Source organism: Enterococcus sp. AZ171 (genome assembly GCF_051714005.1).
In the GTDB taxonomy this organism is placed as follows: domain Bacteria; phylum Bacillota; class Bacilli; order Lactobacillales; family Enterococcaceae; genus Enterococcus_B; species Enterococcus_B pernyi.
This window is the reverse complement of the sequence record NZ_JBIORA010000001.1, coordinates 130,620-150,434: the sequence shown is the minus strand read 5'-3', so window position 1 is coordinate 150,434 and position 19,815 is coordinate 130,620. Positions and strand designations below refer to the sequence as shown.

Genomic DNA, 19,815 nt, shown 5'->3' with positions numbered 1-19,815 from the left:
AGTAAACAATAGACAGGGCTAAACCTATGAAGAACATGAACCAAAACAGCAATTTCAAAACCAAAACGACGTGTACGATGATGGCTCCCATGATATCACCTCCTATTTTAAAGAAGTCGGATAGTACCTATATGATAATATGATGGCCTATCGTTTATGTATCATACAAAAACCATAAGAAGAGAGGGCATTCCATCAGAAAAATCCTGTTGCATGCCCTCTTTTTAACTAAAATTATTGTTGTATGATGTTTATGACCTAAATCAAAGCTAACTCTTTCAATGCCTTCCAAATACCATCTTGATCATTCGTATCTGTCACCATTTTTGCTTCCGCTTGGACTTCTGGTACGGCATTCCCCATTGCCACCCCAATGCCAGACATACGAAGCATTTCGCGATCATTTTGTCCGTCACCAAAACTGATGACGTCTTCTGGCGCAATCCCTACTCGATTGGCTAGGTTCATGATCGTTACCGCTTTGGAACCATCGTGTGGCACCACATCGACACTATTTTCGTGCCAGCGAACAAAACGGATACGATCGTAAGCGCTGAATTGTTGGTCATAAGAGTGATCAAAGAAAGCTAACGCTTGATACACATCCTGTTTTTCAACAAAGTATTCGTCCAATTCTGGTAAGTGTGCACCAAATGAATGCATCGCATCTTCCATCATATCGATACGATTAGATGAAAAGCGTTTGATTGAATCTAAACTAACAAATGCGGTATCAATAGCCTTTTCTTGTGCTTCTTGAATAAATTTGTGTAATTGTTCTTGATCCAGCAAATTTTTATAGACTTGTTCATGATCCAAAAATCCGGCTGCACCGTTACATAGAATATAATTGCTAAATGCTAGATCACGGATAACTTCTTGTGCGTGAAAGCGACTACGCCCTGTAGCAATCGTCACTAAATGTCCATCTTTACGTAGTTTTTCCAAGGATTCCCTTGTACTATCCAACGCCTGTTTGTTGGAATCTAACAACGTGCCGTCGATATCAAAAGCAATTAATTTGCGTGTCATTCTATCTCGCCTCTCTATAAATACTTACTTGCTTCTCTCGTTGCAAGCTTGCTTAATTCTTTTGTCAATTGTTCTTTTACCCAAAGTGGATTTGTTTTGCTATAGTCCCGCAACGCCCAACCAATAGCCTTTTGAATAAAAAATTCCTTTGTTGAACGATCTGCATCAATCGCTCGTTCGAGTAGAGCGACATCTGTCTGTTCTTTAAACCCTAGTTGCAAGGTGATCGCAATTCGTCTTAACCAAAAGTCTTCTTGACCTTCAAATAATTTGAAAACCGCCTCAACTTCTTGGTGAAGTTTTCCCCACGTGCTGTAGGCTTTTTGCCAAGAATCGATACTGTCCCACCATTCCTTCTGTGAGACAAGCTCAAGTAACCATACTAAGTTATCAAAAGAAAGACGTTTGACGTTCTTTTGGACTAAATCGATCGCTAAATACTGATACTCACGTTCTTCCTGCATATAATAATCTTTTACTAATAAAAGTAAGTCTGAAATAGGTATCTTCTGGCTTTCTTTTAAAAGAGCCTTTTGTAGTAACGCTCTTTCTGGCTTAGGAACTCCTGCAAATCGGAAATGATGCTTCATGTAAGCTTCCATCTGCTGAGCTTTTTCTTTAATATTCGGGAAAACAATTGTCTCCAAGGGATGGCCTCCTTCGATTTTTAAAGGAACGAACTAGTCAACATAGGATGATTTTGATTGATTCAACCATGCATAACCTAAACCAATGACTAAACCACCACCAACGTAATTCCCAATCAACGCAAAGGATAGATTGTGGATCACATTACCAACAGTCATCGCATCCATCTGCCCACCTGAAACAAAATAAGCTAATGTAAATGCCGGGAAGTTGGCAATAACGTGTTCATAGCCTAAAAAAGCAAAAATGAAAATAATGAAAACAATCGCTAAGACTTTCCCTGCATCATCTTTCATTCGCATACTAATCAATACCGCTGTATTTACTACAATGTTGGCAAACATTGCCTCCACCAAAATAGTTGTTGTCGGTTTCGTCAATTTGACTGCAATCGACTCTAACATATAATTATCCATGGGCAGATCTTGGAATGGTGTTGTCAAGGAAATTAAAAAGCCAAATAATACCCCACCAATCAAGTTAAATAAAATACAAGTAAACAGAATTTTTGCAGCTAGACCTAATTTTAACCGCTTACGTTGGACCCCGACCGACATATAAAGCATATTTGAGGTACCAAGTTCAGCATTCATGTATAAAATCATGACTAACGACCAACTAAACATAAACGCATAAAGTATCTTTCCAAATCCATGAGCAATATGCTCACCTTTGATCGCAATCGAAAAAGCAACAGCAGTTCCAAGTGTCAAGAACAAACTGGCTAATAAAGCACGCACGGCATACCGGGCGTAACTATTTCCGATCAAATCAACTTTCTTTTCGATTGATGCCTCAATCTTTTCAAACAACGGTGATACTGGGTTCATCTCTTTTCTCCTTTAAGATTTGTTCAATTATTTTCATGCTTTTGGCATATACCCTCTTATTCTATAGACAGAACTGGGGTTTGTAAAGCTTTTTTGCTACTTATTCTCTTGACATTGATAGGTCATATCGCTTATACTGTAATTTGTGTAAAATAATGCAGCAGAAAAATAATAACTCGTCCCTAGTTTGTTGCCCCGCTTCGGGTTCAATTGTGTAACCGCGGCTGCAAAGGTGAAGATTGAAGAACAAACTATACGATTATGAATTTTTTAACGGATTATTTTACTCCAAAAAATATAGTTATCTATTGGAGGAAATTTTAATGTCTCGTTATACAGGACCATCATGGAAAATTTCTCGTCGCCTAGGTATTTCACTATCTGGCACAGGAAAAGAATTAGCACGTCGCCCTTACGCTCCTGGTCAACATGGACCAAACAGCCGTGGCAAACAATCAGAATACGGTATGCAATTAACTGAAAAACAAAAATTACGTCATATGTACGGTATGAACGAACGTCAATTCCGTAACTTGTTCGTTAAAGCAAGCAAAATCAAAGAAGGTAAACACGGGGTTAACTTCATGATCTTACTAGAACAACGTTTAGACAATGTTGTTTATCGTTTAGGTCTTGCAACTACTCGTCGTCAAGCACGTCAATTAGTTAACCATGGTCATATCATGGTTGATGGCAAACGTGTTGATATCCCTTCATACCACGTTGCAGTTGGTCAAGTGATTTCAGTTCGTGAAAAATCACAAAACATCTCAACTGTAAAAGAAGCAGTTGAAGCAACTGTTGGACGTCCAGCATTCGTAAGCTTTGACGCTGAAAAATTAGAAGGTTCATTGACTCGTTTACCAGAACGTGACGAATTGTACCCAGAAATCGACGAAGCACTTGTCGTTGAATACTACAACCAAAGCCTATAATTCAAAAAACTTTGGTACAAAAAAACCGGCTATCTTTTGGATAGCTGGTTTTTTTGTAGGTTGCGAAAGAAGCGCTCAACACTAAGGCATAAGCCAGAAAAATCGAAAATGGCTGTTTCATTTTTGATTTTTCTGGCTTATGTCCGAAGTGTTGCTTTTTGAACACCGTTTATCAAGGTTGCAAAAAATCCGATTAGCTCCAAGTAATAAGAAATAATGTCCCCGTGTCTTTTCTTCGCTCGGACACACATAAAAAGATAGACCTCAAAACAACGTACGTATTTCGTTGAGTCGAGTGCTATCTTTTTATGTTGGCTTTAGCAGGTTCAGGTGCATCCATGACTCGAACAATAGCAAGAGAAATCAATTTGTATTCGCTACTTGGGTGATAAAACAGCGAAGTTTTTGATGTTCTCAATTGTTCTCTGAAGATACAGCTTTTAACTGCCACTTCCCACTTGATTTAGACGAGGAAAAGAACATGTCCTCTACAGTGTGATGCTTCAAATTTCATAAACTGTCTCGCATCATTGTTTTTCCAATGAAATGTCTCCTTTAAGCAAGCAACTGCTTAATTTCTTCCTTTATCAATGGTGGATAGACATGTTAACTTATCACTTTCACAGTTGCTGATTATTGGCACATTCATTCGTCAGACAGCTTTTTGTTACCCATGGCAAATCGATGAATGTTCACTGGCCGTTTCAACCAACAAACCAGTTCATTGACTAGGTTGAGCACCTATCTGTAGAAAGATCATGAATGATCATCCTCATTTTTCTATGTGCCAAAATATAGTTAATTATGTTATATAAAAATTATATCACGTATCAAAACACTTGCTATTCATACTTTTTCTCACATTTGGAAATATTTTTGTACTCTTACTTCTTATGTGCTTTTTCAAAATATATCATAAAGAGACTTTACATTTATTTTCTCTTCCTCTATAATTTCGTTAACTACAAAAATAAATAAGGTTAACGAAAGGAGAACGGATGACAAAATCATTAAAAGAACTTATACTCGTTGCCGAATTTGCTGCAATCATTGCAGTTCTCTCACAATTTGTTATTCCATTAGGATTGATTCCACTTACTGGTCAGACTTTTGCGATTGGCTTGACCGCCACGTTTCTTGGGAAACGTGCTGGTACTCTCGCAGTTTGTATGTACCTCTTATTAGGCTTGATCGGACTTCCCGTCTTTTCTGGCATGACTGGGGGAATGGGCATCTTATTCGGACCATCTGGTGGCTACCTTTTTGGTTTTATTCTTCAGTCTTTCGTAATTGGTTGGTGGATTGAGAAGACTAATTCTCGCTTTTTCCATGCTTGGTGTGCCAATCTATTTGGCTCTCTTCTTGCTTTATCTATAGGAACTCTTTGGTTATCGTTTAGTAGTCATTTGTCTATTCAAACTGCTCTATTGAGTGGGTTCTTCCCCTTCTTGTTACCAGAGTTGCTCAAAAGTACGGGAGCAGCTTATGTTGGCACTACTTTAAGAAAAAGATTACGATTCAACATTCAAAAATTAGTTTAAAAAATTAATAGGATAAAAAAGAAAAACTTTAAAAATAAGCGATATCCGCTAAATAGAGCAACTATTTTTTGGCGGATATCGCTTATTCTCATAGCCAGACACTTCTATAATCATCCAGTTATACCATTTCATTTTTCACTATCAGCTTATTATTCGTCGTATAGATGAAGGACAGAAAGAAAACAAAGGCTTGCAGTGGGAAGATCACCATTCGCTCCGTCAACCCTAAAATATTCCATCCTTGTGCCATTCCAATTGGATTCAATGCGCCAAAAAAAGTGATCAATATGGCGGTAGCAATACATATTTTTCCTAACGTACGTAGTTTTTCTTGTTTAAGATAACCAAATCCAATAAGGAATAAAGACGATATAGTAGTAAATACGACAATGATCGTCACAACAATATGCATCGTATTTTGGAAATTCATATCCGCCTTATCGCCTGTCAATGGAAATAGTTTATAGCCTACCAGTGTAGTGCTTGCCATCACAAGAAAAATCAGATAACCGATCCGAGTCATCCCATGATACTTTTCAAAGGCGTTCACGACCATTCCAATGACAAACAGTAAAAAGCCTATACCATAGATAAGCAGGATCATATTCAATAAATTCGCATTTGGCGCACCAACGGCGGTTAAAGAACTGATGTCTGTCGTGATTGGATCATATGATTCCCAAAGGTATTGCCCAAGAAACACATGTACAAAATAAGCAACTACACTAACCATTCCAAGAGGCATCAACCAATCGATCACTTTCATACGTTTCCCCCACTTATTCTTCTTTCAGCTATTTAAGCAACCATCCACCATCGATTGGAACGATTGCTCCATGGATATAACTCGCTTGAGGCGTCGCAAGAAATAACGTCAATTCTGCCACTTCTTCCGGCTGTGCCCAACGCTTAACAGGCGTTTCTTCTGCGACCCATTTGGCCATCTCTCCGTCACCTGCAAAATCAGCTGCATTCATCGGTGTTTGGATGGCGCCTGGTGCGATGGCTTTTACACGGATCCCTTGCGCAGCATAATCAAGGGCTAACTGCTTTGTGAACCCAATAATGGCATGTTTGGCACTCGTATACGCGATCCCACCACCGCCAGCCACCATACCTGCAATGGAGGCCATATTGATGATCGTTCCCGTTTGCTTTTCGAGCATATCAGGCAACACTTGTTTTGTTAATCGAAAGAGACTTCTTACGTTGACCTCATAGATCCGATCCCAAAGTGTTTCGTCTGTGTCTAATAAAGGCTTGTAGCCATCAAGAATCCCTGCGGTATTCAATAAGATTGAAATATCGCCGACTTTTTCATGACACGTAGTGACCGCTTGTTCAATCACTTCTTTTTGTGAAATATCACCGATAAATGAGATAAAATGCGTAGGATATTTTATGGCTAGTTCTTCCATCTTACCTAATTTCAAATCCACACCAAATACTTTCGCTCCTTGATTTAAAAAAGCTTCTGCTTGTGCAGCACCGATTCCTTGAGCGGCACCTGTCACAAAGACGACTTGACTCGCTAAGTCCGGATAATGATTCGTCATTCAACGATCATCCAATCTTCTGCTAGAATATCGCAAACGGTTGGCGCAAAGCTAGAAAATCCTTCGTCGCTCGTTTTGATCAGAAAATAAGGCGTTACTGGACAACCATCAAATTCATCATCGGATACTAGAACAACATATAATTCAAATCCACTCCAACCTTTTCTAATAATCTTTGCACCTGTTTTTAACTGTGGCAATACTTCTTCAAATGTCATGATTTTTTCTCTCTTTCTTTATTTGGATTTCTTTGATTTTATCAAATAAACGGATATAATCCGAGAGTTCAAGTTCATCTGTGACGATGAAATAGTCTAGATCCGCCCAAGGTTTGCGATGGATCTTGCTTGTGGATAGTAATAGATCGACCTCTCTTCCTCGATAATCCGCTGGTAAAAAGTACAACTGATACTCCTCTCTGAAAAAGTGCTTTAGGTTTTCTTTTAGTAATTCTTCTTCAAAAAGAGGAAAGTCCGTCATCAGTAAAATAGTGACTTTTGGTAATTGTCGATCAAAAACACGCATCGTTTTTAACACGGTTAGATACCTTCGCATCAAGAAAGTCGCATTCTCATAGACCCACTCGTCTGCACGTTGTGTTGCACGATTGAAAAAATTCAGCAACCATTGTTTCAATGACTCATTTTCACTAACGAAGTGTCTAGAAAAATTGCTACCTTCCCCATCAACCATTTCCTTCGCATGAGGAAACAAGTACGCGAACAGATGACTACTTAGCAAATAGTTCTCTGCTTCTTTGGTGAATGATTCCTCGGTCAACTGCTTTTCTTCGCAGTATGCTGCTAACGCATTCTTCATTTCTAATAGAGCTATAAAAGGAGCGGTTTGTTGTTTTCGGTGAAGAGCAAAAATCTGCTTACGGATTCCTGACGATTGATAGTATTCTTCTCTGGTCATCAGCACTAGAAATAGTGCACCTAATTCTTCTTTCCCTTGGAAATAGTTTGGAAAAAAAGGCGCCATCCACTGACTGAATGCTTCAAAGAGTGGATTTTTTTCAATCAACTGTCGTTTTTTATTATTTAAAACCACGAAATGTTTTTGTGATTTACGTAAGAAAAATGCACCTAACATATACTCTAATCGCCGTTTCTTGATCTCATTCAACCGAACATCAAAAAACTGTAAAATCTGGTCAGCAATTTGTTTGACGTCCTGTTGTGGAATAGTTTCGAAGGGCCAAACTTTACCACGAAATAACTGCCAAAAAGTCATATGTAGGTATAATCGAATGATTTCTTCTTCCCCACACGCAATATAGCTTCCTCTTTTGAGTTGGATACCATACCTCGAAAATTGTTCTTTCCAATCATTGATTTTCCGATGAGCAGTTGACTCACTAATATAATGCTTTTGTGAGAATTGATAGAGCGTATGAAATTCTTCAAAAAAAATGTCGTGCAATAGCTGGTATTTAAGCGTACTTTGCACGAGGTAAATCAAAAAGCGTTCACGTTCAATAGGATCCAGAGAATCATAGAAATGATAACCCGATCGATGATTCTTCGTAAATAAAGATTGCTCTTTTCCACTGAATAATTGATAATTTTTGATCAATTCAGCTAAATATCTGGTTACACTTCGTGCGTCTAGTTGAACCTTTTGTGCAAGTTGTGCCGCTGTGTGCCCTACCTGATCCTCAAAGCTTTCGAGTAAGAGCACCTTGTAATATAAGTCTTTGTCAAAACGTTTTAAGTACTCAGAAGACAAATACAACGACTTCACCCCTTATCGCGACTATTTTCCTCATTGTAGCATATAATCCTTATTGAAACACCAAAACAGACAAGCTAAGGAGGCATTCAATTACAGTAATCCCCTTCTTTTTGTAGACGATTCACTCATCGTGCATAGTGCGATTATTCGTTCCATTTCAGTTTCATTTTTTCTGAAATTTTCAAAAAATGTTTGTTGATAGCAACAATATTTGATAAAATTCACTATTTATTTTTGATATATTTATAGTTAGGGTTGGTGTTTTGTGTCATAGGGTTTTATCAATGTGTCGACTGTTGCTCGGATTTCTTTCTATAAAGAAGTCGTTTTTTATTTTGCACTTATCACGACAACAGAAGTACACCTCTTACGGAACACTTCACCCGCTGTGTTGTTGTTTCTTTTTTATATTTCAATAAATCAATGGAGGGTATTATGGATTATTCACTTATGACCCGTCTAGCGGCGGAACTACTTGGTACAGCATTATTGATCGTTTTAGGTAATGGTGCTGTCGCAAACGTAGATTTAAAAGGAACAAAAGGATATGGCAGTGACTGGATGCTGATTGCTGTTGGTTATGGTTTTGGTGTGATGATGCCAGCAATGATTTTTGGTGGCATTAGCGGAAATCATATCAATCCGGCATTTACGATCGCTTTAGCCTCTAATGGTTTATTCCCTTGGGCAGAAGTCGTGCCTTATATCGTTGCACAATTACTTGGAGCAGCTCTTGGACAATTGATCGTGGTCGCTTGTTATAAACCTTACTATGATCAAACTGAAGATGTAAACCATGTCTTAGGAACTTTCTCAACTATCAACAGTGTTGGTTCTAAATTCAATGGTTTCGTCAACGAATTCTTCGGTTCATTCGTTTTATTCTTTGGCGCGTTAGGTATCACAAAAGCACCTTTCTTCCAAGATAACTTAGGAACAGCTCACTTAGCTCTTGGTTTCTTAGTTTGGACATTGGTCGCTTCACTAGGTGGTCCTACAGGCCCTGGATTGAACCCAGCACGTGACTTTGCACCTCGTTTGGTTCATGCGTTGTTACCATTGAAACATAAAGGTTCTTCACAATGGGATTACGCTTGGGTTCCAGTTGTTGCACCAATTTGTGCCGGTGTTGTAGCAGTATTTGTCTACAAAGCATTATTTATGGCATAAAATTAATGAGTACTATAAAAACGGAAATCTTTGGAAGCAATTCCTTAGATTTCCGTTTTTTATTGATTTCAAAGCTAAAATCATCCTCTGATTGGCTTAACATCCTTTAAATCATCTTGATGCCAGTTTCTTTGTTTATCGGATATCTTCAATACTTGTTTTTAATCAAGGACAGGTGGCACCTTAGCCAATCGGCATCACTCATACTTTACTTTTTGGCTTGGTACTCTTCGTGATTGGCATGATAAGTTTTACCTTTATCAAAAATAAGAATAAAATCTCGGTTAGATAAATCAATACAAAAAACCGAAGTGTATAACCATTCGCTTCGGAGCAGTTTCTACTATAGAGTAACAAAGAATATTCTTATCGTATATCCCCCTAAATAAGGGTAGGATAGGGTCGTAGTTTGTACATCAAAGAGAGAATTTAATCATTATGGACACAAGTAAGACAAAAAAACGATTAAGAATCCATTTAGACAAGTGAATTGAAAAAAGAAGTTGGCAGCTTATTATCTGATGTAACGCTAGATTACACGATCGATGAAGTAAAACCAAAAAATATATGAAAAACCACCAAGTGTCATCTAAATCGATACTTGGTGGTCTTCAAATTTTCAGTAAGCAATCACTGTTACTGCTTGTTCAAACTCTTTTTTTAAATGTTGTAACTGGTATTCTTTAAATTCTGGACGATGCGTTCGTAATAATACGCGTAATTTCATTGGATTGTAACGATCAATCAATTGATATTTATCGATAAAATCTCGTGTCAATTGCCATTCGTAATAATAGCCAAACGGCCGACAACTATACGTCGTTCCTTGGAGTACTTTATCCTCAAACCGTCGATGCGTATGCCCAAAGACAACTTGTTGAAGATTATCGTATTGATCGAGTAGTTTTCCAAATGAAGCTGAACCTAAGAACGCATTGAGTTGGTTCCAACGTTCATAAGGCGCGTTTTGGTAAACAATGAATTCTTGTTTTGGGACAAAATGTGTTGATAAGATCACATTCATTTTCTTTTTGTGTAGCGTATTCAATAATGATCGTGTTGCTTCTACTACTCGATCATTCACTTCTAGATCCGTTCCATCTCGCTCAATCAAGCGGTCATACCAGTACAAACGCTTCATCCGAACGATTTTCTTCACGTCTTTTTCTTCTGAGAATTGGTAATCATACCAACCGTTGATGCCTAATAACACGGTTTTCTCATTTAATGGAATATAGCGCTCATTCAAAAAATGGACGTCTGGAAAATGACTGATCATTGCTTCGCCAGTAACATCGGCTAACTCATGATTGCCAAAATGGAAAGTCGTTGGTAGTCGCTCTGCAAAAAATTCAGCGACTGCGACACAACGATCGACTTTATTGGCGGTATCCCCAGCCAAATGAAGCCGAGTAATCTTTTTTTGTTGTAAGACTTCCCATAAGAGCATTAATTCAGCTTCGCCAAATTGATTGATATCCACATGTAAGTCACTGATGATCGCTAAATTTCCCATTCTTTTTCCTTCTAAATCTTAGATAGTTGATGTGACGATTTGGAGGTTATTTTTGATGATTCCTCCTGGTCCTTTCAGTTGCAGACTCTTGTAAGTTGGTTCTACTGCTAACGTCGTCGGATTATCCAAATAAACGAGTGCGCTTTTCTTGATTTTGATTGGTCCCATTTGGGTATCGACTACTTCAGAATATAAGCTTAGATCTGCCGATGTTTCTTTTTCTACAATAATCAGACGAAAAGAAGTATCGATTTGGCAAGTGATCCGGCTATTCGCAAATGGTCCATCTCCGTCTTCTACATCTAGCAATAATTGTTCATTGTCATTCACTTTTCCACGAAGCAGTTCTTCCGCTTCTTTTGATACGATAAATTCCATCTTAATCACCTCAATTTTAGCTTAATGATTTTTGTACGAAGTTGCAACTAACTTGTTTTTGGGTGACCTTCCAACCAAGCTTTTTTGGTAATTCCTTTAAGAACGATTGAAATAATTTCTCCTTTTTCTCGTTTTGCCTCAGGAATCACAGCTTCTTCTCTCATTCCTAACTTGTCCATCACTCGTCCCGATTTACTATTTTTCGTATTATGATAAGCAAAGATCCTTACGAGATCCATTTTTTCAAAGCCCAATTTCAGAAGCGCTTTTCCAGCTTCCGGCATGATTCCTTTTCCCCAATACTTTTTATTTAAAGCGTAACCTAATTCAGCCGTATCATCGCCTTCTTGTATCCGCAAATCGATCGTACCAATCATCTTGCGGTTTTCTTTCCATTCAATAGCATATTTTCCAAGCGGTGATGCCATAAAAAAATTCGCAACACTGATTTTTGTATCTTCGATCGACTGATGTCGAGGGAAAACAAAGCGGGTCGTTTCTACATCATGGGCATATTCAAATATATCTTCTACGTCTTCCAATGTGATTGGTCTTAAAATCAGACGTTCCGTTTCTATGACACGATTTTCTGCAAACACTAAGTTTCGATTGATCAATAATTCCATGTGCATCCCCTACCTTTTTCTTTAGTTTAAATTACTGTATCGAAATTCACGGAAAGAAGCAAGACAAAACTTAATATCTCCTTAAAATAACAGATTAACTATAGATAAGCGAAAAAACTTAAACAATTGCTGAAAAAGAATAATTATTTGTTCACGATTTATTAACAAATTTTAGCTATTGTTATCTTAACAACTAAACAAGCGCTGGAGGTCTTACTTATGACAGAGTATATAAAAAGCATTTACTTTATTGAAGAAACACAGAACATTGAAGGATCTTATATTGAAGTCAAAACACTATTTGTTGATGAAGACAAAGAAAAAGCATTGTCGATCTATCACAAATTAGCAAAGAAAAAACCAAACTACTTCGGATTGATTTTAAGTGAGTACAAAATCAAAGCGGAAGATAGTTATTTTTATCAACTTTTGAAACGTTGGTCAAAACTGCCAGCTGACTTTTATCGTCAAGTCAAGATCGTCAATTATCAAGCATTAGCCGAAACACATGCTTGATTCTATGCTTTAAGCTTTCTCTAAGGTTCGCCTTGTATCCTTTAATCAAATCAAAGGAGGCGATCTTATGTTCCGACAATGGCTTGCTCACTTTTTCCATGATACAACCCCACGAATCGATCCTTATGAAGTCGATAATGAATTTACCCTTACACTAGATTTTCCTAACGATCAAACAATCACCCATTGAATCAGAGGTTGTGATAGAAGTGCCTAGCTCCGAGAAATAAGCCGAGAAACCCGAAAATTGTTTTTCAAATTTTGGGTTTCTCGGCTTATTTTTGAAGGTGCTACTTCTGGAACACCGTTTATTCAGTTGTAGGATGCAAGATGACTGATGTACCAGGCTCATTTTCTTAGTTATTCATTGAAAAATTATTTTAGCGCTTGATTGACATCTTCAATCATCAAGTTCATTGATTCAAGTCCACCACCACTCAAATACCATACATCTGGTTGCAATGAAATTACTTGATCATTTTTACCGGCATCTGTTTGTGCCACTAATTCATTGGCAGCTACGTTATCGTTGCTTGTATCTCCACCAATTGCTTTGGTACGATCAATCACAAATAAAATCCCTGGGTTCTTCTCTAAAACATATTCATAAGAAACACTTTGTCCATGTGTAGACGCCTCGATTTGATCATCGGCTTGTTTAAAGCCAAATAAATCATGAACGAGTCCGAAACGTGAACCTGAACCATATGCTGAAAGTTGCCCTTCATTCACTAAAGTAACTAAAGCTGTTTGATCAAGCGCGCTGGCTTTCTCTTTCACTTCATCGATTTGTTTCGTTAAATCTGTTAATTTTTCTTCTGCTTCTTTTTCTTTATCAAAAATCTTTGCCAATGTTGTCACATTTTCTTGCATCGATTCCCATGGCTTTTCTGCATCCATTGCTAAATATAGTGTTGGGGCAATTTGGCTCAACTGTTCCTGATAATCACTTTGACGACCGGAAATAATAATCAAATCTGGTTGCATCTCATTGATTTTTTCCAAATCTGGTTCTTTGATTCCTCCAGCAGATTCAACTTCTTGATATTTTTCTAAGTAAGCAGGTAAATTTTTAGTTGCCGCTCCTATGACTTTGTCTCCAACACCTAATGCATCAAGCGTATCTAATGATCCATTGTCGAACACTACAACTTTCTCAGGGTTTTGTTGCACTTCTACAGACTCACCATTGCTATCTTTGACTGTCAACATTGTATCCGTTGCGACAGTACTTGATGCTGTTGTTTCACTCGTTTGTGCTTCGTTATTTCCACATGCTGCTAATCCTAATGATGCTATGACTAAAAATCCTAAAACTATTTTCTTCATTTTGACGCTCCTTCGTAGTTTTTAGAAATAAAGACAAAATCTGCGTCCTTCGATTTCACAGATTCGAATGTCCATTTCGTATAATTGATCTAGTACTTCTTTTTTAATAATATCGTTCGTTTTGCCTTGTCTAAATAACTTCCCTTGTTTCATTGCGACGATTTCATCTGCGTAACTCGCTGCAAAGTTGATATCGTGTAACACAATGATGATCGTTTTTCCTAATTCTTGTACAAGGCGCTTTAAAATTTGCATGATTTGTACCGCAAAATTCATATCGAGATTATTGAGTGGTTCATCCAGCAAAATGTAATCAGTATCTTGCGCAAGAATCATCGCAATATACGCTCGTTGCAACTGACCCCCAGAAAGCGTGTCGATCGTTTGGTCCTTCAGTTCTTCCAACCCTAGATGCTGGAGTGATTCTTCGATGATCTGATGGTCTTTCGTTGTCAGCTTTCCTTTCGAATAAGGAAAACGCCCGAACGATACAAGCTCCTCGACTGTGATTTTCATACTGATCTCATTAGATTGTTTCAAAATAGCTAGTTTTTTTGCCATCTCTTTGGACTTCCAAGCTTTTACTTCATTGTGATCCAAGTAGATCTCACCTGCATCTTTAGGAATCAAACGACTGATCATAGAAAGAACGGTTGACTTTCCTGCGCCGTTTGGACCGATGAAGGCTGTCAATTGTTGATCCGAGATTTCCAATTGCAAGGCCTCGACGACCGTTTTTCCTTGGTAAGACTTCTCGACACTATTCAAATTGATCATCCCAGTTCCTTCCTTTCTCGAATCAATTTTGTAATAAAGTAAATACCCCCTGTGAACTCTACAACCACACTGACCGTCGTGTTCCACCCAAACACTTGCTCAACGATCAATTGTCCCCCAGTCAAAAACAAGAAAGCAATCAAAAAACTTCCTAGTAGCAAAACACCATGACGATACGTTGCAAACAAACGATAGCTGACGTTTGCGACAATAAATCCAAGAAAGGTGATTGGTCCCACCAAAGCAGTGGCTGTTCCTGTCAACAAGCTGACACAACAAAGAATAGAAAATTGAAAACGCTCTGTCTCAATCCCAAGGTTCGTTGCTTGATCCTTCCCTAGATGAAAGACATCCAGAAAATGTTTTTTATAAAAAAGGAACACCCAACAACAGCCAATCAACAATGCAGCAGGTAGGAGGTAGGCAGTCTGGACATTACCGAAACTAGCAAATAACTTCCCTTGCAACAAATCATATTCATTCGGGTCCATCACCACTTGTAAAAACGTACTGATACTATTGAAAAGTGTCCCTAAAATCATCCCCGTCATCAATAATAAGAATAAGTTAGGGGCTTCTTTTCGTAATAAAAAGAAAAACAATAACTGGCTTAAGCCAACCATCAATGCCACGTTGACTAAGAAAAAGGCTGTGCCTGTTTGCTGAAGCATCGTCACCCCACCAATCAAGAAAAAGAGGAGGGTTTGAACAAGTACATAGAGGGAATCGAGTCCTAACACAGAAGGTGTCAAAAATTGATTTTGGGTAATCGTTTGGAAACTAACGGTCGCACTGCTTGTCGCGAGTGCCACTAAAATGAACGCCATGATTTTTTTGCTTCGTAAGGCCCATGCAAAAGCCCAATTACCATACGTGTTGATAGTCAAATAGCCGATCGTCACGCCAATCACGAGTAGAGACAAAATAAAAAATAGACCAGTGATCTTTTTACCCATGTTTGCGCCCCCTTACTAACAAGTAAAGGAAAATCAAACCACCGATGATCCCTACGATGACGCTGACTGGGATTTCATAAGGAAAAATCACAAGACGAGCGATCATGTCACAGATAAGCAAAAAGATACTACCAAAAATGGCGGTAATTCCTAACGTTTTATGTACCTGATCCCCATAGAGCTTTGCTGTGATATTTGGAATGATCACTCCCAAGAAAGGAATCGTCCCAACCATGATCAAAGTGATCGCACTGGCTAAAGAAACAAGGCCAATCCCTAGTAGTTGCATGTTGCGATAATTCATCCCTAAATTCACTGCGAACGATTCACCTAAGCCTACGATCGTAAATTGATAGGCAAAAAAAGATAAGATAAGTAATAAAGGAATCGTTACATACAATAATTCATAATTTCCCCGCATGACTGTTGCAAAATTTCCTTGTAGCCATGAAGACATATTTTGTACTAACTGAAACTGATAGGCGAAAAATGTTGCAGCAGAGCCGATAATATTTCCTAGCATCACGCCGATCAATGGTAACATCAGCTGATTTTTTTGTGGAAAAAATCGTGCAAAAGATAAAAATAAGAGCGTACCTGCAAACGCAAATAAAAATGCAGTTGCTGAACGAATCCACAAAGAAGCATTCGGTAAAAAGAGCATCACCACTAAGATACCCAATCTCGCACTATCCATCGTGCCAGCTGTCGTTGGTGAAACAAATTTATTTTGAGTCAGATGTTGCATGATCAACCCACAAATACTACTCGTTGCCCCTACCAGTACTAAACAGATCGTTCGCGGAAAACGTGTCGCCAACAACAATTGCATACTCTGTCCTTCAAATCGGATAATCTCCATGAATTCCACTCGAGACACGCCAATAAATAGCGAACATATACTTAAAATAACTAACAAAACCATCAAGCGACCCACGCGCATTTCCCTTTACCTCGCTAACTGAGAATAATTCTCATTCTTATTCTAAGTGAAGCATTGAACAAAAGCAACCGTTTTTTAATGAAATAAGAGCAATCCCTATAAATTTTAGAATACGTGTACGATACAAAAATAAAATTCATTTTTGTTTCTGACCTTAAAAATGTGGGAAGCTATTTCTCAATTTCTGCCTTAATGCTTGGAGCTAAACGACTTTCTCACAACCTGGCTACACGGTGATCCAAAAGCTAACCTTCAACACCAAGCTAGAAAATGACAAAATATGAAAAACTATTTTTCAATTTTCTAGCTTACTGATCAGGTCAAAATGCTTCTGTCACAACCTCTATGTTATAATGACTTAAAACAACAAAGGAGGAAATTGGATGGCATCAGATGAATTGAAAAATCATTTGGACAAAGGAATGTATGGCACGCCCTTGGTCAACCCAGAAGAACAGCATAAATACCTAGGTACCTTTCGTGAACGTTGCTACCTCAGTATGACCGTTGCTGAAATGAATGAGCCGACAAATAAAGAAAAGTTCCTACAAGAACTAGAGAAACGACCAGAAGCATTTATTCTGATAAACGGGACCTTACCCCTGGATATCCAGAATCAATACATCCAATTGGCAACGAAAAATCAAACGAAATTCACGGTTGTAAACGATCATGTTTCTGAAGATCCGCAAAGTATTGGTCTACTGATTGCGGCCAAAGAAGCGGTGAATGAGCCCGTTATTGACGTAGAAGAAAAATATCCAACGAAACAAGAAGAAGAACAACCAAAGAAAAAAAGCTTTTGGGACCGATTATTCAAATAATTTCTAAAAGTTCACTCGATTCTTTGAGTTTCTAATCAAAATTTGTCAGCGTTCGTATGTACCTGTGGCAAAACAAAAAATCATTCACAAACTAGATAAATCTAGTGATGTGGATGATTTTTTTGTCCTACAGGTTCATGATTTATTTAGTCTCTTCTTGTCTGTTGATCACTTCAGGATACAACAGCTCTAAGACATTCATTGTCAGTCTTCTGCCTTGGCCAGCAAATGGGTAAACGTGCATGTGCATCGCTGGATTGAAGTTTGCTTCAATGATGCCATAGGCTTGGTCATCTGTTTGAGGATCGATATCTTTATCAGGAATGATCAAATCGATGCCGCTGATTTTCGCTCCTAGGGCTTCCACTGCTTGTTGGGCAATTTGTTTATACGCGTCTGAAAATTCATCTGTTACGTCGATTGAATCGCCACCTGTACTGATATTGGAATTTTCGCGTAAATACACGATTTGATCTTTTTCAGGTACAGAATGGATGGTTAGTCCTTGCTCTTTTAACATCAACTGCTCAAGTTCACCTAACTGGATCAATTCCAATGGTGCACGATGGTGACTGCCTCTTAATGGATCTAGGTTTTTTTCAGCGACAAGTTCTTCCACCGTCCGTTTTCCGTCACCCACAACATTGGCAGGAACACGAAGTAAGATCGCTTTTACTTGCCCATCGATCACAAAGAAGCGATATTCTGTTCCAGGCATGAATGCTTCAACCAGTATAGAAGTATCTTCACGAAAAGCGATTGCTAAACCAGCCTGGTAATCTTCTAAAGATGCTCCTTCTTTGAAGATCGTGATCCCTAACCCATAATTTGTCGATTTAGGTTTAATAACAAAGGCTTGTTCTGCAAATCGTGGATAAGCGTTCAAAGCCTCTTCGATTGAAGTAAATTCGGCTCCTTCAGGTACACGGAATCCGGCCTCTTTTAGCACTTTTTTAGTGACTGTTTTATTTTCCATGATCAATGGCACAATGTAGCTGTCTTTACTTGTCATATTGGCATTTTTCACATATTCGATATGCTCTTGATGCTGTAGACGTAAAAATTGATCTGATTCATCTATGACCTTTACTTCGATGCCCTTTTGGATCGCATCAAACATCAGAATCTGTGTCGACAGCTCCATGTCACGAAATCCCGCTAATTGATACGAACGTTCATGACTTTCTTCTTCATACTGTTTTCCTAAAGTATAAGCAAAGTCATGCTGGCTTGTTTGTTGTGCTTGCTGATAAATCTTGCCTGCCAATGTTTCACGTGGTTCATCCAATTGTGCGATCATGTCATCGATCAATGGTAGGCGTTCGGATTGTCCTAAAGCTACAAGCATCTCTTTCATGCCTTGAAGAAGCAGCATTCCTTCATCATAAAAAGCAGTTTGATCCATAGGGTTCTCTAACGACACGTGTTCATTTCGCTGCTCGCCTTCTTCGACCCATGCATCGACTGCTACGTCATGTTCCATCCATAGCATATACATTAAGAACGATTGTAAAAACTGAACTTGTGCTTGACTGATCCCTACACGTGCGTAAGGATTTAAATCAATATTTCTCAGTTCAATATAGCGAATACCTGATTTTGCTAAATCAGCTACACGTTTTCCACCACGAAAACGGATCGGTGCATAGAATTCTTTTTCTTCGGATAACTTACCTTCTTCCACCATTTTTTCAATATCGGTTAAATATTGTTGCATTGACGCATAGGATACTTTGACATTCGGATGGTTCGTATAACCATAGGAACTATTACGAATACTGCGTACCGGTTCTGCTGGTGCTGGCTTGCCGACAAAATAGTGGTCTTCACTTAGAGGTGACGCCCCAAACAAATAAGTGATCAACCAACGATAACGTAAGAAGTTCTGTGCTGTTTTAAAATATAATTCTGTTTTAAATGCTGCAAAGTCGGTAAACTCTGTTTGTTGTACAAACAAGGATTGTAAAAGATCATCACCAAACTCAAAGTTGAAATGGATGCCGCTGACCATTTGCTTGCGTTTGCCATATTCCTTTGCTAAATAACGACGATACAAGACATCTTCAAAATTAGAAAGCTTCGCAATCATGATCTCTTCGTCTTTTTCAGGTAAAGCCGGAGGCATACTTAAAGGCCAGATCATTTCATCATCTGCCATTGAGCGTGAAGCAACGTCGTAGATTGCTTCCAAGTATTTAAAAAGTTCGTTGATAGAATCCGTGACCGGAGTAATCAATTCGACTTGAGTTTCACTAAAATCTGTCTGGATGTATGGATGATACGTACGATCCCCAAAAATCTCAGGATGATCGGTTGTTGCCAACTTTCCAGAGAAGTTCACACGTTGCCCTTCACGTTCAACCCCAAAACGGGCTTGACTAATGAATGGTAGTGAACGAGGATGCAGTAATAATTCTTTATAGTTCATGGTTAAATGTCCTCCAATTCATATGTTTCATTATAGTAAAAACCGCCAAGAAAAAGAATGAAATTGTTTGAAA

At 38.4% G+C, this 19,815-nt stretch carries 21 protein-coding genes; 6 read left to right on the top strand and 15 right to left on the bottom strand.

Features of this window, described 5'->3' with window-relative positions; all coding sequences use genetic code 11:
- Window positions 1-258: 258 nt before the first annotated feature.
- Genes IGJ49_RS00745 through IGJ49_RS00735 form a run of 3 tightly spaced genes read right to left on the bottom strand, consistent with a single transcriptional unit; the run spans window position 259 to window position 2,510 of the window.
- Window positions 259-1,032 carry an HAD family hydrolase gene (locus IGJ49_RS00745; RefSeq protein WP_438722179.1) on the bottom strand — a complete coding sequence of 258 codons (774 nt, stop codon included), beginning with the start codon at window positions 1,030-1,032 and terminating at the stop codon, window positions 259-261.
- A 14-nt stretch (window positions 1,033-1,046) separates the two neighbouring features.
- Entirely contained in the window at window positions 1,047-1,679 is a 633-nt protein-coding gene (locus IGJ49_RS00740; RefSeq protein WP_349520736.1) for a DNA alkylation repair protein, read from the bottom strand.
- Between the two features lie 33 nt (window positions 1,680-1,712).
- A complete protein-coding gene (locus tag IGJ49_RS00735; RefSeq protein ID WP_010734405.1) occupies window positions 1,713-2,510 on the bottom strand; it encodes a formate/nitrite transporter family protein in 798 nt (265 codons plus the stop codon).
- 323 nt (window positions 2,511-2,833) lie between these two features.
- On the opposite strand from IGJ49_RS00735, the gene rpsD reads away from it, so the two are divergent.
- Window positions 2,834-3,445 carry a 30S ribosomal protein S4 gene (rpsD, locus tag IGJ49_RS00730; protein WP_010734406.1) on the top strand — a complete coding sequence of 204 codons (612 nt, stop codon included), beginning with the start codon at window positions 2,834-2,836 and terminating at the stop codon, window positions 3,443-3,445.
- Window positions 3,446-4,443: 998 nt separating this feature from the next.
- Complete coding sequence (locus IGJ49_RS00725; RefSeq protein ID WP_062805875.1) at window positions 4,444-4,986, top strand: biotin transporter BioY; 543 nt, start codon at window positions 4,444-4,446, stop codon at window positions 4,984-4,986.
- Window positions 4,987-5,104: 118 nt separating this feature from the next.
- Here the strand turns inward: IGJ49_RS00725 and IGJ49_RS00720 are convergent, their stop codons facing one another.
- From IGJ49_RS00720 to IGJ49_RS00705, 4 genes are read right to left on the bottom strand one after another with little or no spacing between them, the layout of a single operon-like run.
- On the bottom strand, window positions 5,105-5,752 hold the full coding sequence (locus IGJ49_RS00720; RefSeq protein WP_077151259.1) for a DUF998 domain-containing protein: 648 nt from the start codon (window positions 5,750-5,752) through the stop codon (window positions 5,105-5,107).
- A 28-nt stretch (window positions 5,753-5,780) separates the two neighbouring features.
- The gene (locus tag IGJ49_RS00715; protein ID WP_169058189.1) at window positions 5,781-6,542 is read right to left on the bottom strand and encodes a 3-oxoacyl-ACP reductase; all 762 of its coding nucleotides are present in this window, start codon (window positions 6,540-6,542) and stop codon (window positions 5,781-5,783) included.
- Entirely contained in the window at window positions 6,539-6,760 is a 222-nt protein-coding gene (locus IGJ49_RS00710) for a DUF2829 domain-containing protein (RefSeq protein ID WP_077151261.1), read from the bottom strand. Before IGJ49_RS00710 ends, IGJ49_RS00715 begins: the two co-directional genes overlap by 4 nt.
- Window positions 6,750-8,279, bottom strand: a complete 1,530-nt coding sequence (locus IGJ49_RS00705; RefSeq protein WP_438722178.1) for a helix-turn-helix domain-containing protein — start codon at window positions 8,277-8,279, stop codon at window positions 6,750-6,752. Before IGJ49_RS00705 ends, IGJ49_RS00710 begins: the two co-directional genes overlap by 11 nt.
- 435 nt (window positions 8,280-8,714) lie before the next feature.
- Between IGJ49_RS00705 and IGJ49_RS00700 the strand changes: the two genes are divergently transcribed.
- Complete coding sequence (locus IGJ49_RS00700) at window positions 8,715-9,449, top strand: MIP/aquaporin family protein (protein ID WP_019723412.1); 735 nt, start codon at window positions 8,715-8,717, stop codon at window positions 9,447-9,449.
- Between the two features lie 619 nt (window positions 9,450-10,068).
- Here the strand turns inward: IGJ49_RS00700 and IGJ49_RS00695 are convergent.
- From IGJ49_RS00695 to IGJ49_RS00685, 3 genes are read right to left on the bottom strand one after another with little or no spacing between them, the layout of a single operon-like run.
- Window positions 10,069-10,965, bottom strand: coding sequence for a metallophosphoesterase (locus IGJ49_RS00695; protein WP_077151263.1), 897 nt, complete (start codon window positions 10,963-10,965; stop codon window positions 10,069-10,071).
- An 18-nt stretch (window positions 10,966-10,983) separates the two neighbouring features.
- Window positions 10,984-11,343: an iron-sulfur cluster biosynthesis family protein gene (locus IGJ49_RS00690; protein WP_010734414.1), complete on the bottom strand. Its 360-nt coding sequence runs from the start codon at window positions 11,341-11,343 to the stop codon at window positions 10,984-10,986.
- Between the two features lie 47 nt (window positions 11,344-11,390).
- Complete coding sequence (locus IGJ49_RS00685) at window positions 11,391-11,969, bottom strand: GNAT family N-acetyltransferase (RefSeq protein WP_077151264.1); 579 nt, start codon at window positions 11,967-11,969, stop codon at window positions 11,391-11,393.
- A gap of 219 nt (window positions 11,970-12,188) precedes the next feature.
- Here IGJ49_RS00685 and IGJ49_RS00680 point away from each other — a divergent pair, with 219 nt between their 5' ends.
- Both IGJ49_RS00680 and IGJ49_RS00675 read left to right on the top strand, forming a co-directional pair.
- The gene (locus IGJ49_RS00680) at window positions 12,189-12,485 is read left to right on the top strand and encodes a hypothetical protein (RefSeq protein ID WP_010734416.1); all 297 of its coding nucleotides are present in this window, start codon (window positions 12,189-12,191) and stop codon (window positions 12,483-12,485) included.
- A gap of 67 nt (window positions 12,486-12,552) precedes the next feature.
- Window positions 12,553-12,675, top strand: a complete 123-nt coding sequence (locus IGJ49_RS00675) for a hypothetical protein (protein WP_010734417.1) — start codon at window positions 12,553-12,555, stop codon at window positions 12,673-12,675.
- A 185-nt stretch (window positions 12,676-12,860) separates the two neighbouring features.
- On the opposite strand, the gene IGJ49_RS00670 is transcribed toward IGJ49_RS00675, so the two are convergent.
- From IGJ49_RS00670 to IGJ49_RS00655, 4 genes are read right to left on the bottom strand one after another with little or no spacing between them, the layout of a single operon-like run.
- On the bottom strand, window positions 12,861-13,814 hold the full coding sequence (locus IGJ49_RS00670) for a siderophore ABC transporter substrate-binding protein (RefSeq protein ID WP_019723617.1): 954 nt from the start codon (window positions 13,812-13,814) through the stop codon (window positions 12,861-12,863).
- 21 nt (window positions 13,815-13,835) lie between these two features.
- Window positions 13,836-14,591 (bottom strand): iron ABC transporter ATP-binding protein, encoded by a 756-nt coding sequence (locus IGJ49_RS00665; protein ID WP_062805880.1) that lies wholly within the window; start codon window positions 14,589-14,591, stop codon window positions 13,836-13,838.
- A complete protein-coding gene (locus IGJ49_RS00660) occupies window positions 14,588-15,547 on the bottom strand; it encodes an iron chelate uptake ABC transporter family permease subunit (RefSeq protein WP_077151265.1) in 960 nt (319 codons plus the stop codon). Before IGJ49_RS00660 ends, IGJ49_RS00665 begins: the two co-directional genes overlap by 4 nt.
- Entirely contained in the window at window positions 15,540-16,490 is a 951-nt protein-coding gene (locus tag IGJ49_RS00655; RefSeq protein ID WP_077151266.1) for an ABC transporter permease, read from the bottom strand. Before IGJ49_RS00655 ends, IGJ49_RS00660 begins: the two co-directional genes overlap by 8 nt.
- Window positions 16,491-16,873: 383 nt before the next feature.
- Between IGJ49_RS00655 and IGJ49_RS00650 the strand changes: the two genes are divergently transcribed.
- Window positions 16,874-17,314, top strand: a complete 441-nt coding sequence (locus IGJ49_RS00650) for a YueI family protein (protein WP_023518915.1) — start codon at window positions 16,874-16,876, stop codon at window positions 17,312-17,314.
- Window positions 17,315-17,456: 142 nt separating this feature from the next.
- Here the strand turns inward: IGJ49_RS00650 and gshAB are convergent, their stop codons facing one another.
- Window positions 17,457-19,742, bottom strand: a complete 2,286-nt coding sequence (gshAB, locus tag IGJ49_RS00645; RefSeq protein WP_438722177.1) for a bifunctional glutamate--cysteine ligase GshA/glutathione synthetase GshB — start codon at window positions 19,740-19,742, stop codon at window positions 17,457-17,459.
- Between the last annotated feature and the right edge of the window lie 73 nt (window positions 19,743-19,815).

Bases quoted from the DNA above. Each gene is read 5' to 3' on its own strand.
- IGJ49_RS00745 (WP_438722179.1), bottom strand. From the start codon at position 1,032: ATGACACGCAAATTAATTGCTTTTGATATCGACGGCACGTTGTTAGAT.
- IGJ49_RS00735 (WP_010734405.1), bottom strand. From the start codon at position 2,510: ATGAACCCAGTATCACCGTTGTTTGAAAAGATTGAGGCATCAATCGAA.
- rpsD (WP_010734406.1), top strand. From the start codon at position 2,834: ATGTCTCGTTATACAGGACCATCATGGAAAATTTCTCGTCGCCTAGGT.
- IGJ49_RS00725 (WP_062805875.1), top strand. From the start codon at position 4,444: ATGACAAAATCATTAAAAGAACTTATACTCGTTGCCGAATTTGCTGCA.
- IGJ49_RS00720 (WP_077151259.1), bottom strand. From the start codon at position 5,752: ATGAAAGTGATCGATTGGTTGATGCCTCTTGGAATGGTTAGTGTAGTT.
- IGJ49_RS00715 (WP_169058189.1), bottom strand. From the start codon at position 6,542: ATGACGAATCATTATCCGGACTTAGCGAGTCAAGTCGTCTTTGTGACA.
- IGJ49_RS00710 (WP_077151261.1), bottom strand. From the start codon at position 6,760: ATGACATTTGAAGAAGTATTGCCACAGTTAAAAACAGGTGCAAAGATT.
- IGJ49_RS00700 (WP_019723412.1), top strand. From the start codon at position 8,715: ATGGATTATTCACTTATGACCCGTCTAGCGGCGGAACTACTTGGTACA.
- IGJ49_RS00695 (WP_077151263.1), bottom strand. From the start codon at position 10,965: ATGGGAAATTTAGCGATCATCAGTGACTTACATGTGGATATCAATCAA.
- IGJ49_RS00690 (WP_010734414.1), bottom strand. From the start codon at position 11,343: ATGGAATTTATCGTATCAAAAGAAGCGGAAGAACTGCTTCGTGGAAAA.
- IGJ49_RS00685 (WP_077151264.1), bottom strand. From the start codon at position 11,969: ATGGAATTATTGATCAATCGAAACTTAGTGTTTGCAGAAAATCGTGTC.
- IGJ49_RS00680 (WP_010734416.1), top strand. From the start codon at position 12,189: ATGACAGAGTATATAAAAAGCATTTACTTTATTGAAGAAACACAGAAC.
- IGJ49_RS00675 (WP_010734417.1), top strand. From the start codon at position 12,553: ATGTTCCGACAATGGCTTGCTCACTTTTTCCATGATACAACCCCACGA.
- IGJ49_RS00670 (WP_019723617.1), bottom strand. From the start codon at position 13,814: ATGAAGAAAATAGTTTTAGGATTTTTAGTCATAGCATCATTAGGATTA.
- IGJ49_RS00665 (WP_062805880.1), bottom strand. From the start codon at position 14,591: ATGATCAATTTGAATAGTGTCGAGAAGTCTTACCAAGGAAAAACGGTC.
- IGJ49_RS00660 (WP_077151265.1), bottom strand. From the start codon at position 15,547: ATGGGTAAAAAGATCACTGGTCTATTTTTTATTTTGTCTCTACTCGTG.
- IGJ49_RS00655 (WP_077151266.1), bottom strand. From the start codon at position 16,490: ATGCGCGTGGGTCGCTTGATGGTTTTGTTAGTTATTTTAAGTATATGT.
- IGJ49_RS00650 (WP_023518915.1), top strand. From the start codon at position 16,874: ATGGCATCAGATGAATTGAAAAATCATTTGGACAAAGGAATGTATGGC.
- gshAB (WP_438722177.1), bottom strand. From the start codon at position 19,742: ATGAACTATAAAGAATTATTACTGCATCCTCGTTCACTACCATTCATT.